Origin of the sequence: Salibaculum griseiflavum (genome assembly GCF_003129565.1) — a bacterium.
In the GTDB taxonomy this organism is placed as follows: Bacteria; Pseudomonadota; Alphaproteobacteria; order Rhodobacterales; family Rhodobacteraceae; genus Salibaculum; species Salibaculum griseiflavum.
The window spans coordinates 1-16,199 of record NZ_QETF01000024.1 but is presented as its reverse complement, the minus strand read 5'-3'; the positions used below and the strand labels follow the sequence as shown (position 1 = coordinate 16,199).

Genomic DNA, 16,199 nt, shown 5'->3' with positions numbered 1-16,199 from the left:
CGGCGCGACCTTCAAGATTGACCACGCCATCGACGGGCGGGTTAACCAAGATCAAAGACGGGGTGTCCGACTGGTTATCCACCACCACGCGAAGATCGCCGGCGGTGCCTTCATTACCCGCTGCGTCCACCGCCCGCACACTGAATATTGCGCCACCGGCGGGAAGTGCCTCGCTGAGGGTGTGCTGGAATTGCCGGAGATCTAGATTCGGATTGCCACCGAACTCGGTGCGGTCAAGGCTTGTGACTAACTGCGTTCGCTGACCAGCGACGTACCCATCGATACCCGCCACACCGTAGTCATCTTGATCATCGCGCCCGGTGACTTTCGCCGACCGGTCGCCATTGGCCCAGGCCGCATTCACGGCGGCTTTGCTCTGCACCTGATTGCCCTCGGCATCCACGGCATCGAGCGATCGGGCATAGGTCTCGCCATCACTGCGCACGTCAACGAGGAGCTGCACGATGCGCGTTTTATCCGCGGCGCCATCGTAGGCCGCTATCAACCAGCGGCTGTCGCTATCGCCATAGCGGAAAGCCGTTGCCGGCAAGGGGCCACCCAGCCCGGTGCCGTTGAGCGTGCCGCCGGTCAGGGTAATCGACGCGCTGTCCAGCGCATTCATGCCCTCAAGCAAATCACCCCCAACCGCAGTGGTGATGGCACCCACCCCAAAGTCATCGGCGACGAAGGCGAACCCTTCCCGCAAGCGCGGATCGGCGCTGGTGCGATAAATATTGAGCGCCTCGGCATCCCCAGGATACGTGCCTTGCAGGGTCAGATGGGTATCCCGTCCGGTGAACCCATCGTTATCCAGACCGCCGGTGTCATTGCCCGGCGCGAGCCCCAAGTTGGTGGGGGCTTCGGGGCCGACCGTATCAACGGTGACCTTAATCGACGGCGAGCTGCGACTGTTGTTGCCTGCGGCATCCGCTACCTTCATGGACAGATTATGGCTGCCATCCGCGAGCTCGCCGCCCGCTGGCAGACGTACATCGATAAAGCCCGCTGCGATGGCTTGCTCATCGGCCAGCAACGAATAGATCTTGGTATTGCCGTTAAAGAGCTGCACCAAGTCGCCGGCCTGCATCTCCCCGGGCAGGGTCAGGCGCAGTTCCGGCCGAGACTCGGCCGTCAGGAAGCTACCGCCGCTAATGCCGTCTTCGGCATTGAACACCGTGGTGTCACTGCTCGCCAGCAACGAAATACTGATCGGCTCACTCGCCGGAATACCGCGGCGAATCACGGTGAAGGGTTCAGAGGCGACCGGGTCCGCTAAATCCGATGATGGGATCGTCACCGCGCGCAAGACGTTGGTTCCGGTATTGAGCGCTAAACCGACAGAGAATGCGCCCGTGGTCGCGTCACTGGTGGTTGTAGCTACTCGCTCGCCGACGGTGTACTGCCCGTCGCCATCCAGGTCATTGAAAACCATGACGGTCTGGCCGGGCGTGAGCACCCCCTCAACCGTGACACTGCCTTTGTTAGTGATGCCGTCATTCTGGCTCAGCCCGGTATCGTCACCGGCCTTGAGCTGGAGCTTGCCAAACTGCGGCACCGGCGACTTTTCGGTGGGGTCGATGATCAGCTCGAACTGCTCGGTGGGCGCTGTCGGCACGCCCGGGGTTCGATGCGTGACGGCGGTTATCCAATAAACCCCGGCATCGAGATCGGGGCCGTCATAGGTGAATTTGGCATATCGATTGTCATTAGGCGCGGCGGTGCCTAGAAGGACACCATTGGCGTAGAAATCAACTTTGGTTACGTTAATGCCGAGCTGGCCTGTGGTCAGCGTGAAGCCTGTCTGCAGCGCCGTGATGTTGTCGTCTGAGGCTACACCGGTATCGTCTTGATCCAATAGGCCTAGACCCGACGCGGCGCTAGGCCCACCCACGTCGACAAACGCATACGGCTCAGCCGCACCTGGATCCCGAATACTTGAGGCATTACCGGCTTGGTCAACGATGCGGCCAAAAAAGGCGTATTGCCACGAACTAAATTTGATACTGGTGCCATCGAATGTCCGCCGATTGGCCATATCGTCTGCGGGCGTGACGTCGACATAGCCGCGCTCGATATCGATCTGAGTCAGTAGCGGGTTATCAATCAACTCGCTGGCACGCGGCGAATCTGAGGCCGGATGGCGGTAATACACCTCGAGCCGGTCGCCCTCTGCCACCTGATCAGGCAGATAGGCCCGCAGCGTCGGGCGCAGCGTGTCGTAGATCCCATCGTCAGGATAAAGCCCTGAATCCTCGGCGGCAGTGGACGGCGCGATACGCACCATTTGCAGCGATGCCACTGAGGTGTCGATGGTCAGGGCAATGGGTGCGCTCGGTGCGCTGTAATTGCCGGCCTCATCCACCTGGATGAAGCGCAGAACATGCCGGCCCTCGGGTAGGTCATGGAGGATCCGCGCATTGAACGTGCCGTCGTTGTCGACGTTTCCGCTGTAGAGTTCAATCTCTTCGGTCGGATCAAAGCGGCCATCGCCGTCTCGATCGGCGAACAGAATCAACTCTGAGCCGGGCTCACCACGGCCCTGGAACCACGGCTTGGTGACATTGGTCAGCCGATCACCGGCAATGCCGCTGTCTGAATCACCCCGCAGGCGAATGTCGCTCGGCGCAGTGACCGAGGTATCGACTATCAGGTTTAAAGCGCCCGAGGCATTGCTGCGATTACCTGCGGTGTCGACCGCCACAACAGTAATTTCATGATTACCATCAGCTAACGGCGCCGCAGTGTTGGGGACGGTAAACTGCCAGCGGCCGCGCTCGGATAATGCCGTTGTGCCAAGCAACCGGCCATCGGCATAGATTTCGGCAAACGCGACCCCCTGGGAGGTGTTCATGCTCCCGTAGACGCTAAAACCATTACCGCGGCTAATGGGACTGTTCTCGCCGACTAACTGCGGGTTACCGGGGTTGCTGGGTGCGCTGGTGTCAATGACGAGCGCCGGCATATCGCGGGCCGGGCTGGTCGTACCGTCGGAGACGACCTTAGCCGAAATGCCGCTGCTTCCCACGTAGGTCGCGTTATTAGACAACGGCTTCCACGGCGCCAAGTCGATGTGGCCGTTGGTGATATCCGCGGAGTCCAGCTCACGCGACACAATCAGTGTGGTGCCCTGATAGATCTCCACCGTGTCGCCAGCGGCAGTGCCGCTATTGAGCGACACGCGGAACGTCGGCACGACGCGATTGGTGATGGCATCGGCACTCGAAACGCCTTCGTCGGTATCCGAGGTCAGCGTGATGTCGTCCGGCCGAAGGTTAGCGGAGTCGGCTACCGGATCGGTGACGAATACCTCGTAACGCGATGTGCTGGTTGACACATTGCCGGCACGATCGGTGGACTGTGCAATCACCTCGTAAGGTGTATCGGCGGCCTCTAGCTGATTAAGCCGTGGAATCGTCAGCGTCCAAGTGCCATTGCTGCTGTCAGGTAGCAGTCCGGCCTCGGTGGTGTAAGTCGTATTGTCGACTTCGACTTCAATATCCGGCTTTTCGGCATAGGCAATGCCATCAATCAACACCACCAGATGGTTCGTGTCGGCAGCGTCATAAGTGCCGGTCAGGGTGGGTGTGCCGGTTTCATCGACCACGCGATTGACCGTCGGCGCGCGCGGGGCGATTTGATCCACACTCAGCGCCAGCGCCTCACTGGGCACACTGGCATTGCCGGCGGTGTCGAACTGCACCACCCGGAGCCACTGATCGCCTGATGCAAGTGTGATGTTGCTAAAGGTATAGGCGCCCGTCGTGCCGTTCGCCGTTGTGCTGGCCACGAACTGCTCATCGCCCACGCGGCCGTCGTTTCGAGAATCTGCATAGAGGCGGACCTCAGCACCCGGGTCAACCACACCACTAAAGGCCAGACCGGTGTTCTCGCGGGTGACATTGTCACTATCCGATACGCCGGTATCGTCGTCAGCCGAGAGGCTCGGCACCCAGGGCTTGGCCGGTGCGTTGCCATCAATGGTAAGCAGGAATGGATCCGACCGGTCGCTGACATTACCCGCCCGATCGATCGACACGGCCGTCAGGACGCGGGTGGCATCCCCATCGGGCAAGTTGTCATAGCGATACACCCAATGGCCATCGTCGGTGAAATCCGCCAGGCCCAAGCGCGTGTCGCCATCGTAAACTTCGACGCGCTGGGTGTTCTTTTCCATCGTCCCCTGAATGACAAAGGCATCCTGGGACTGGGTAATCCCGTCAGTATTGGATGAGCCAGTGTCCTCAACCTTTGTAATCCCCGTGACCTTGGCCCATTCCTTGCTGGTATCAATGGTAAAGCCTTCGGCCGTATTACCGCCGCCTGGCATACGGCTGATATTGCCGGCGACATCCACAATGTAGCCATGAACGGCATTGGTGCCGACATAGGCCTTATCCGGCATGTCTTGCTTAGCGCGCAAATCGACATAGCCGCGGCCGCTGGAGGGCACATCCGCCTCGGTTAGGACATACCGCGACAGGACGGTATTGGCGTCGGGATCCGTGGTGTAAGCGTTTCCGCGGATCAGCCACAGGGTGTCACCGGCCTGATGGTTCTCGTGCAGGCGTACGCGGAACTCCGGGCGCTTCTCAGCGGTGTAGCGATCATCATTGCGGAAACCGGTATCAGAGTTAGATCGCAGCGTGATGGACTGCACGGGCTCCGGGGCCTGGACATCCACAAACAGCTGCAACGACGGCGAGGCCAGACTGCGGTTGCCATACGCATCTGAGGCGATCGCACGCAGAAAATGGGCGCCACTGCCGAGCGAGACATTTTCACTGAACTCGCCGGTAGTGCTGTTCGCGTCCAGCTCCGCCAGCAATTCGCCATCATCAATGATGTTGTCGTTATTGCGGTCATCAAAAATCTGCACTGACGCCCCGGGCCGCGCTATGCCGCTGACTGAGATGCCGGTGGTTTTATTGATGATGCCGTCACTGGCGCTCTCACCGGTGTCATCATCACTGTCGAGCGAGAGGCGGCTCGGTGGTGGCAGCGATCCAATAAACTCAATGGTTTCCGTTGCCGCGGGGCCTTCGTTGCCAAGCAAATCAACGGCGCGGGTCTCAATACTGTAGACACCTGAGCGAAGGGGTGCGCCACTGTAGAGGAAGCTAAATTCCGCGCCGGTCTCGGTGAGCGTGGGGATGGCCTCACCCAGCAGCTTGCCGTTGGCATAAATGTTGACCGAAATGGCATCCGCACTGACCAGGCCAGTCAAGGTAAAACCGGTGGTGCGGTTGGTCAGGTTATCGTCACTCGCGATGCCCGTATCGTCACTGGCAATCAACCCGAACTCTTCAGGCGCTGGCAAACCGGTGGTGTTAATCACCAGCGACTGCAGCGCCAAATCGGGGCTGACATTACCGGCGCGATCCACCAGCCTGACTTTCAGGTCGTCATAGACACCATCATCCAGGCGGGCTGCTGGCGTGACCTGCAACTCAATCGCGGCACTGGCCAGATCACGCAATGTCACGCTCTCGCGAATGATCACGTTATTGCCGTTCATTAACAGCATTTCATCGCCGACCTGCACACCCTCCGGTAGCTGCAGGGTCAGCTTGGGCTCGGCATCGTTGGTAACGGTGCGGCCTTCCGAGTCGGTGAGTTCGAGACCACCGGCAGTAATGACCTGGGCGTAATTGGGCAGGAAGGGGTTATCCAGATTAACCGTGATCTCAAGGGGCTCAGCGGGTTCACGGGCATCCCCCACCAACCGAGACGTCTCATCGGTCTCGCCGGCATTCAGCGTTTCCAGTGCCCGAATGCGATACTCGCCCACACCCACGATAATGTCGGCTGCAAACAAGCCCGTGGTGGCATCCGCCTCTAGCGTGGTCAACTCGTTATCGCGGTCCGCTTGATAGACGGTGGGTGCCTCGCCAGCATCCACAATGCCATCGTCATTGCGATCATCGAATAGCGTAACCGTCGCCCCAGGCGTCGCTCGGCCGCGGATGGTGAGCTTGGTCTCGTTGGTAATCCCGTCCTCAGACACGGGCCCGGCGTCATCCGCCTGATCGAGCCACAGGTAGTCGCGCTGATAGGCCTTGCTATCAACCCGCATAAAGATCGGCGAACTGCCGGTGCCTTCAACGCCGTTAATGCCGACGCCACGGGCAAAAATTGTATGCACGCCGTCAACAAGCGCAGGGCCCTCGTAGGTAAACGACCAGGTCCCGGCGATATCGCTAGGCTGCACTTCACCGAGTAGACGGCTACCCGCGTAGATACGCACCAGGGCAGAATCCCGCCCAGCCCCACCTGAGACGCGCCAACCAGTGCCCTTCGCAGTGACGCCGTCACTATCGCTCACTCCACGATCATCGGCATCATCCAGGGTAATCGAAGGCGAGCGCGGCTCACGGTCTGGATACGCATAGTAGGTCTGGTCAAGGCGCCCGCCGGCATCGCTATTATCCGCCTCATCAGTGATGATCGCCCTGACCTGCGCAAGCTCGCGCAAGTTATTCCCGCGCCACGTACCCCAGAGCTCCCAATCGGTTAGACGCACGACCGTATAACCATTGGTGATGTCGGTGGCGGTGACCTTTGCGTCCCCAGAATATCGCCAGGCTGTGCCCCAGCGTTGCTGAATCTCAATTTCGTCGCCGATACCCACGTTCTCGGACAAAATCGCCCTCAGCGTTGGGTGCCGACTGGTAACAAGGTTAATGTCATCAAGTAGGCCATCTTTTGCCTCAGGCACCGGTACGACTGTCAGCACCTCGCCCGGCGTGCGATCCACGGTGATGGTGAGCGGCCCGCTTGGCGCGCTGCGATTACCCACCGCATCCACTGAAATCACCCGAATCTGATGGGTACCTTCCGTTAACTGAAAGGGCTCAATGTGGACAGAGAAGCTGCCGTCGGTCCGCGATACGGTGTAGTTCTCGCGAATGATCAACCGCTCGCCAGAGTCCATCGAGCCGTTGCCATTGAGATCATTGAAAAAGATCAGCTCAGTCGAGCGGTGAGCGCCATCCACGTAGTAGGAAGGCTCAGCCCGACCCTTTATGTAATAGGTGTGGTAAACCGCCCGATTGGTGATGTTATCGCCATCAACGCCACTGTCGTAGCTTGGGTGCAATTGCAGGTTGGAGGGCGGGGTGATAACCGTATCGACAAGAATATCGAAGGTGTTTGACACCTCGGTGCGATTGCCTGCCAGGTCAATGCCAACCGCTGTGACTTCGTGGTTGCCATCGGCAAGCACTGCTTGGCCTTGGTTGTAGTCAAAAACCCAATCACCATCTTCGGCAACAGCCGTCGTGCCGACCTTTTTGCCGTCGATGAACACATCAACCGAGACCACCTCGCGATGATTACTGGCCGTGCCGTACAAATGAAAGCCATTGCCGCGATCAAGCCGGCCGTCTGAGTCTGTGCCTGGATATTTCAGCGTCCCAGTGTCATCGCCCTGCAGCACCCCGGTGACGGTGGTGTTGGTGTAACTCGTCCCATTGGTGTCAATCACAACCCGCTGCAGGGTGGTCTCCGCACTCGTCTGATAGCCATCCGCCTGCAGCCGCAAAATCTGGGCATGGATATCGTAATGGGTGGTTCCATTCCAGCCACCGCTCGCCAGTGATGCATGTGGCTGCAGATCAACGTAGTAGGTGCCATTACCCTCCCGATCGACTAGGTCGCTGGACTGCAGCGTATAGCGCAAAATGTCCGTGTTGCCTTCAGCAAGGCGAACCACGTCACCCGCTTGAACGCCATTGCTGCCATCCACATTCAGGCCAATACGGAAAAACGGCGCGACTTCCCGGGTGATCCCATCATCGTTGTAGAGCCCGGTGTCGCTTTGCGGTGCCACGGCAATTGAGGTCGGCGCTAGGGCGTCGGGGTCAGTCGGCGGCAGAATGCGAACTGGCTCACGCCCCTGACTCAAGATGACGTTGCCCGCCAGGTCATCGCTGCGCACGATGACATCGTAATTCGTGCCGCCATCGCGTTTGAGCTCGTAGGCCTCCTCAATCGCGATCGACCATGTCCCCGCACTGGAATCGAGGGTGAGACCCGCCACCGTCGTACGGTCGGTATTGTCATCGACGCGGACCACTTCACCAGCGGTCTCGCCGTAGACTCGATCACCCACGCGCACATACAGCGCATGGGTATCGGTGGCGTCATAGGTACCGCTGATCGTCGGCGTGCGATCGGTGCCTGAGAACATCTCAACAGTGGGGCGAGTCGGTGGTTCGACGTCCACCTCAACTCGCAGCGATGTGCTGACGTTACTTTCGTTACCCGCCAGATCGTCCTGACTGACGCGCAGGAAGCTCACCCCGGGCGCCAGCGCCATATCGGTGAAGCTGTATTCGCCATTACTGTCAGCCTGCTTCTCCGCAATTAAGGTGGCATTGGCCGTATCCGTGTCTGTGTTGTCATCGCCAAAGTCATAGAGACGAACGATGGCATCGGCATCCGCCTGACCGCTGATGGTCAGGTCGTCTTTGAGCTTGGTTATGCCATCGCTGTTGGAGGCACCGGTATCGCTGTCGGTACTTAATTGCGGCGCACTGGGTGCGCTCGGCGCGGTGGTGTCGACAGTGAAATGAACCGGGTTACTGTCACCAGACCAGTTGCCGGCGTTATCCATCGAGCGGAACCGAATGGTGTAGTCACCATCGGCTAAAGCGTTATGTCCGCCATTGCCATCAGGAATACCTGGCACCACAAAAATCGTGTGCCGGTTCTCTGGGGTGGTCGACGTCGTATCGATTAGATGGGTTTGGCCACTCGGGTCGGTCAGCGTCGCCTGTGTGCTCACCGCGTGGGTGTGCTGCAGGAAATTAAAGCCTAGATTGGTGTTGTGGCTTGTTACCCGATCACGGTTGTCACGCCCTGAATCACTCGAATCCATCAACGGCGATGGATAGGTCGAGTGGTTCATATCCGGGGCAGTAGGCGGCGTGGTGTCCGTGCGCCATGCCGGCAGGCTCCAGCCTACCTGTCGTGTGCTTTCGTTGCCTGCAGGATCGGTCAGCACACCGCGCAGGCGCCAGCCACCGGTCCAGTTGCCGCCGTCCCACATGTCCTGGACATACATCGAGGTCGTGATATCGACCTGACCCAGACTTATATCCGCTGCAGTCAGAATATAACTGGCAAGTACCCGGGAGTTCGCCTCAAGCGTAAGGCGCATACCCTCACGTGCGGCTACTGAACCATGCACATTCTTGGGCAATTCAAAACGGAAACTTGGGCGCTGATTGTTGGTGACAAAGTCGATATCGCTAACACCGGTATCCGCCCCATCCAGCGGAATCGGCGCATCGGGCCCGAAGGGTGATTGGCGATCGACCGTAATGACCAACGGGTCACTTGAGGTGCTGTAGCTGCCATCAGGTTGCAGGATGACGGCACGCACGCTGTGCGTACCCAACCCGAGCTCAAGGGTCGTCGAGAAGTAGCCATTGCTATTGGTGGAAAGCGGCGAAGCCGTCAGCCATTCGCCCTCATCGACGGTGCCATCGCCGTTTTGATCACGAAACAGAATGATCTGGCTGTTCGGGTTGGCATAACCACTAACACGCTGCGTCACCTTAGACGTAATATCGTCACGATCACTAAAGCCCGTGTCATCGGCTGAGTTGAGCTGCAGGTCGTAGGGGGCCTTACCGCCAAAGCTGAAAACGTTGGCTAGCAGCGGCTCATCACCCGTATTAGCAATGGTGTCCCCGGCCAGAAAGGCCAGTCTGTAGGCTGGATCGGGGCGCGTTTCTGAGCCAACCTCTTCAGGTGTTAATTCTTGATGCCAAGACTCATAAGATGTTATTTCGCCGACAAAGTTATTTCCACTGTGGCGGTCTTTTCCGATCAGCTGGTGGGTGTTCCAGTCAAATTCCGAAGCGAGTGCTGTACCGCTCGCAACCTCATTGCCGTCGACATAAATGTAATGCCCATTAACCCCTAACGTGAACGTAACCGTATGCACAGCCCCATCGGTGAGATTCAGGCCCGTAGAGCTGATAATTTCGGCATTACCCCCCCCGATATATACCCGTGAGCTGATATTGCCATCAGCTGTAATCCAGAGACTACGGTCGTGCCCACCCCCGTCCACCGAAAAAAGCGCTCCGCCCTGGGTGGTGTTAAACGTAATTTCACGACTGATGTTGTCCTCAGGCTCTTGAATTTCCAGACGGACAAAGTCAGAGCCATTGAGCGTTAAGTTGGAATCACCCTCGGTCTGCAGGCGCAGTTGCAGGGTCTTGTTGCTGGAATCCGTCTCGACGTTGGCCAGGCGCAAGGTGTCGCCAGTAGCAATGGTCGGGTGACCTGTGGCTGAGTCATTGATTGTCAGGCCGCCACCCGAGGCGCTGCCGGAATACCGCACCAGCCGCCAGCTGCCCCAGTCCCGGTTACTCAGATCGCCATCACCGACACTGACCTCGAGCGAGCCCGCCAGATCCATATCGGTGACACCCGTGATTTCGGCGTCTTCACGGCTGTTGCCGTTATCAACCAGCGTCATGTCCAGTGTGCCGCCGTCCACGATGGTCAACACACCATTGATATCCAGCGGGCGGTCGAGCGCTAAGGTGCCGCTATCTTCAACCGTCATCGAACTGGTGGTCTTTCCACCGCCCGAGAAGGTACCGCCGCTCTCAACCGTCACAGCGGTCGAACCGAGGCTGCCCGTGAGCTTGAGCTCACCGCTTTGAACGGTCGTGGCAGCGCTATAGGTGTTTGCTCCGGAGAGTTCGAGCGTGCCGGTACCAGTTTTGATAAGGCTGCCGGAACTACTGATCACACCGGAGAAAGTGGTGTTGGCATTGTTGGCACCGACCGTCAGCGTGTGACCGTAAAGATCAATTGCACCTTCACCGGCAATCGATCCAACCGACTGACTCTCTGGATAGACCTCTAGCTCGGCACCCTCGGCCACGTAAACGGCGGTTTGATCTGAGAGTGAATCCACAACCGTGCTGTTTGGGCCAGTGTAGCCAAACCGCAGATACCCAGCCAAAACCTGCGTCCGCCCGGTGTAGGTGTTGGCGCCGGTCAGCGTCATCCGCCCGGTACCATCCTTGGTCAGCCCACCACTGCCTGAAATGACGCCACTGAACGGATCGTTGCCGTTGAGAACGGTGAGTATGCCGCCAGCCCCAGTGTCGATATTGCCGCCGCCGTTATCCGGCCCATCCCTAAACGAAACCCTCGCGTCCTCAAGATAGGTCACTGCCTGGTTGTAACCATTGAGGTTGAGCGTGCCATTGCCATTGACGATCAGATAACTCTCCCGTGCGAGCAGGTTCTCGCCGGTCAGCGTCATCGTCCCGTTGTTAACGTAGGTGTTGCCGTTGTCGGTGTGCCGCAGGCGCTGCTTAATTTCGAGCTCGCCGGCGCCGTTTTTAATGAAATGTCCATCGCCCTCATACGGCAGATCAAACCCTGCGGTATGGCCTGCCGCATGGTCGTATATCAGCGCGCCGTAATGGTCCGAATAGACACGAGCTGCTTCGAGAGAGCCCGTCGTGCCGCCGGCACCAACTTGTAGCGAGGTCTTATAGGTACCGGTCGCCTTGATTGTGATTTCACCACCGATATTGACGTCACCCGTCAAAATGATAGCCGTGTCGGCCCTTGTATAAGCCGTGAAGTCCCCTGCCCCTGAGATGTCGCCGGCCAGGGTCATGGTTGAGCTGCCGTTAATCGCATTGAGGTGCAGCGTGCCATCAGCGGTAATAACGACATCATTGGGCAGGACCGGCTGAACGTTGTTATCCGTCTTGAGCGTCGCTTCACCGGTCACCGTCACCGTGCCAGTGCCCAGCCCGGTCACATCGGTGCCTCCAGTGCCGTCAAAACCCGCGATCAGCAGTGTGCCATCAACCAGCGTTGTGCCGCCGGTGTGGGCGTTCGCACCGGCGAGTTCAAGCTCACCACTGCCGTCTTTGATAAAAGCGCCCGCACCCGTTAAATCACCCGCTGCCATCGTGCGATTGCTACTGCTATCGAACGCGAAGACCGCGCCGCTCGCGACAGTCACCCCAAAGGTATCGGGGAACGTGACACCATTTCCGTTCCCGATTCGTAGCTCACCGCCATTAACCGTTGTCGCGCCGGTATAAGTCTGATTGCCTGACAAGATGAGCTGTCCAGAACCCTGCTTAACCAGCCCCCCCGCACCGCTGATAACACCGGAAAGGTGGTGATCGCCCCCATCACCCGCTGTCAGCGTGGCAGAACCCAGACTGATATCACCCGCCCCGGCGATGCTGCCCACCGTGAGGTTGTGGCCATTGAGATCGAGCGTTTTATTGTTCTCAATCACCACGGCAGTTGACGACGCTAACGTGTCGGCGCCCGCCTGTTTAACGGTGCCATTACGGACCGTGAGTTTTTCAATGCCGGAGTAATCGACGCCATCAGCAAGGGTTAGGACATCATTACCATTTTTGATCAGGTGAATGCCCTCGCTTTGAGACCCAACCAGTAAATCCGTCTTAAGCTCAAACGCGGAATGGTAATTGCCGATATCAAATTTTGCGGTCTGCGCGCCATTGTTGATAACGGTACCCTCGCCAATCACTTCATTAACTGCAAGACGTCGGCCGTTCAGGTCGAGGGTGCCGCCTGCTTCAATTTTTATGTTGGCGTATTCATACACCTGAGTGATTTCGTCGGTGTCGTCGAGCGAGTCACTGCCGGCAAGTTTCACCGTCGCGCCATCTTCAATCGTGAGCGCCAGCTGCGTCGCGCCATTGCTAATCGCCATGCGCTCGTTGTCACCTGAATGTTTGTCGAGCACGACAGTGCCGTCGGTGACCCGCATGGCGCTGGTGCTGTTGTTGTCTTCGCTGCCGCCTAGCGTGAATTCCCCCGTGCCCTGTTTGATCAGCTCACCGCCACGGCTGGTGTTCAGCGTGCCGTTAAAGCGTGTGTCCGCACTGCCGCCGAACGTTAAATCATATCCCGAGAGAACCAGCTCACCCGCCCCGGCGATACTGCCAACGGTCTGGGCGCCATTGGTGTAGATATCCAGCTTGCCGACATCAGATATCAAAACATCAGTATTCGCACTGAGCTCGCCGCCGCCAGACTCCAACCGAATCTGCCCCTCGGCGATAAATGTCCGCCCGGTATGATCGCTTACACCGTGCAGGTCTAAATAGCCCCCTCCGCGTTTAACCAGTTCACCAAACCCGGTGAACTTGGAATAAACGTCTCGGTTAGTGTTGCTAACGCCGATCTCCAGATGGCCCGCATTGCCTGAGCTCCCCAATACAACACTAGAGGCCAACGATGAATCGCTGTTGAGGTCGTTTATGACTTGCGTGTAACCGTTAATATCCAGCGTCACGCTATCGTGGAGGTCGACAAAACTCGCTGGATTAAGGGCGTCATCTGCCCCCAGCTTTAAGGTGACGCTACCGGTGAGATCTGTGCGTCCGGTGTAGCTGTTTTCCCCCGATAAGGTTTGGGTGCCGCTACCTTTTAAATAAAGACTGCCGCTACCCGAGATCTCGCCGGAAAAATTCGTTACTCCAGTGGTGTCGATGGTGAGGTTTCGCCCACCCAGCTCAACCTGTCCAGCACCTTTTAACCCACCAATTGTTTGGTTGTTGTTGGTTAAATCGAGCACTGCATCGGTGCTGACTTCAACGATCGCCGTATCGTCGAGACCATTGCCGTTTGTACTGGTAAGCCGGCCTTCGTCAACTTTGACGCCTTCGCTAAAGTTGTCCGAATTGGTCAGCTTGAGCTCACCTGCGCCCGACTTAATTGCCGGGCCGCCGTCGCCAGTGATTTTGCCGTTGTAACTGACAGTTTTACCATCAGCGACGGCAATCACTGCACCGCTCTCAAGTGTGATGCCACGCCGGTAATCCAGCGCTAAATTTTCATCCACTAGCAGCGTAGCACCACTTTTGACCGCAACTCGATCTGGCGCACTGTCAAGGTTACCCAGCTGATTATCATTGCTGATCCGCAGCGTGCCGCCTTCAACAATCGTTTGACCGGAGTGGGTGTTCTCACCGGTCAAGATCAGCTCACCGTCTCCGCTCTTGACCAAATCTTGGTCACCGCCCAATCCACCAATGTGCTCTAGCGTGACGCCAGTACCAACATTCACCTCAGTGAGCTGGGCAGTGAGATCCGGCGCGGTCAGACTATTATTGGCGGCGTCTTCTAACTCATTGCCTTGAAAATCAAGCTCACCGAGCCGGATGCCTTTCGCCAGCAACTCTGCTGTCAAAAGCGGATCCTCAGTTGCTTTGACTTTATAAACTAGGCTATTGGTGGCACTGCTACTGTCGTCATAGCTCGCATTAAAGTCGAGTCCGCCAATATTGACGTAAAGGCTTGTCTTAGAGCGGTCTGAGTTGCCCGCAATGTCTTCACTGATCGATAGCGTAATGGCGACCTCGTCCGAAGCGACGGCGAGGCTAACGTTGTCAACGAACGGCTCGGTGGCATCAAGCTGCCAAGCCAACTCATCAAGAATGTCAGCGGTTAAAAGTGGTGCGGCAGTAACCTTGCCAACTTCGACTTCCAGCTCACTATCGCCCCCGTCGGCCGGCGCTGCCGTGGTGTCGTCAGATGCCGCAATATCTGCGCCGGTGAGCGTGGAGAGACTATCGACAAACACCCGCCCCGTTTGTTCTGCACCGATGTCACAACCATAGAGCAACAAATCAGCACCTGAGCGCATGGCATCGGTCCAGCCTGATAAGGCGGCCGTGCGCTCAGCTAATCGCTCACGGTCGATCACCTCATCGCCGACCACCAAGGCACCGGCCCGCCCGTGCGTCACCACATGTAGCTCAGAGACCTGATCGTACTCAGACAAAATAGCGTCGATCTCGGCCAACGCATCGCCGCTACCCTCAAGGACATGAATACGGGCAACATCGCCAAGCGCGGACTGCAGCTCGGGTAGATTAGGCAGATAGCCACTAACAACCAAAACCCGCTCGCCGGCTGCCTCTGTGCTCGAGGACTGATCGGTCGGCTCGGTTGCCGTCTCCACCTCAAGCGGGCTTGAGCGCAGCCGCGGTGTGCGTGTCTCTTGCTTGGGTTTGCCCTCATCCGCAGAGCGCGTATCACGCCGCGGGTCGACCGGATTGGTAGGCTCGTCATCAATGCCGTCGAGCGTTGGCACGAACGCGCCATCAAATATCAGCCGCGGCTCTAGCGCCAGCGGTGCCGGACGCCAAGTCAAGCTGGCATGCGAGGAGCGCTTACGATCTGTCATTGCACTGCCTCAAAGCGCACATCACCGCTCATGCCAGGCACAACGCCGCCCAGCTCATCAGTTAGCTGACCCTTGAGTCTGACCGTGCGGCTGACGGGGTCCACACGCACACCGATCTGGTGAACCTCGCCCGACAGCTGCAGAGGTAATTCATTGAGATGCAGCTTGAATGGCTCATTCCGGTCGAGCCACGCGAGCCAGTCCGATGGCACAAGGAATTCGACCTCTAGTGCAGTTGGATCGATCACATCGAGCAGCGGCTCACCGACCTGGATATACTCGGCCTCTCGCTTCCGAACACGCGCCACGACACCATCGAAGGGTGCGCGGACAATACATCGCTGCACCTGAGCGGCGGCCACCTCGACATCGGCCTCGACCGTCCGCTCTCTCACCTGCGAAAGTGTCAGCTCCAGATCACCCACCGAACGCAACTCTGCGAGCCGCTCATTTGTTTGGCGAATCTTCACCGCCTCTTCCAGGCTGGTATGTACTTTTTCAAGTCGTGCCCGCTCGACATCACAATTCAGTTCGGCCAGGGCATCTCCATGCTGAAACGCGTTCCCTTCGGCTACGTTCAATGACCTGATACGTCCTGACATCTCTGCGGCAAGCAGAGCCTCGTGCTTGGCGATGATCCGGCCCTGGGCAACTCCCCTCTCTACCGCAAGCAATCTCTGCTCCAGGTCGGCGCTGTTTGACGACTGCCCAGAGACCTCAGTAGCGGCTCCGCCTACCACCTCCACGACAAACAGCCACAAAATCCAATTAAGCCTCCCAAAAGACCCCATATCATATCCTTTCTTCGATCCGTCATTACTAGCACTCCAAAAACGCAGCTGAGAGGTTACCGGGGAATGTCCCGCTTGATGTTGAAACTTGCCTGAGTGGCGCAGCTTGATGCGAGGTTATGCGGCGTCCTTGATCTGGTCAAGCTGGTCCTTTTGGCGGTGGTCGATAAGGGCCTGCTTTAGGATTG

The 16,199-nt window shown here is 58.1% G+C and carries 2 protein-coding genes (1 of these 2 running past the window's edge); both read right to left on the bottom strand.

The annotated features are described in order from the left end of the window. A protein-coding gene (locus tag DFK10_RS15355; protein ID WP_109389916.1) for an Ig-like domain-containing protein crosses the window boundary here: on the bottom strand, nt 1-15,220 show its start. It extends 27,800 nt beyond the left edge of the window; only the first 15,220 of its 43,020 coding nucleotides appear in the window; the start codon lies at nt 15,218-15,220; its stop codon lies off the left edge, out of view. Then, nucleotides 15,217-16,011 carry an efflux RND transporter periplasmic adaptor subunit gene (locus DFK10_RS15350; RefSeq protein WP_109389915.1) on the bottom strand — a complete coding sequence of 265 codons (795 nt, stop codon included), beginning with the start codon at nt 16,009-16,011 and terminating at the stop codon, nt 15,217-15,219. Before DFK10_RS15350 ends, DFK10_RS15355 begins: the two co-directional genes overlap by 4 nt. Nucleotides 16,012-16,199 lie beyond the last annotated feature (188 nt).

Excerpts from the sequence above, each read along its gene's own strand:
- DFK10_RS15350 (WP_109389915.1), bottom strand. The coding sequence starts at position 16,011 with ATGGGGTCTTTTGGGAGGCTTAATTGGATTTTGTGGCTGTTTGTCGTG.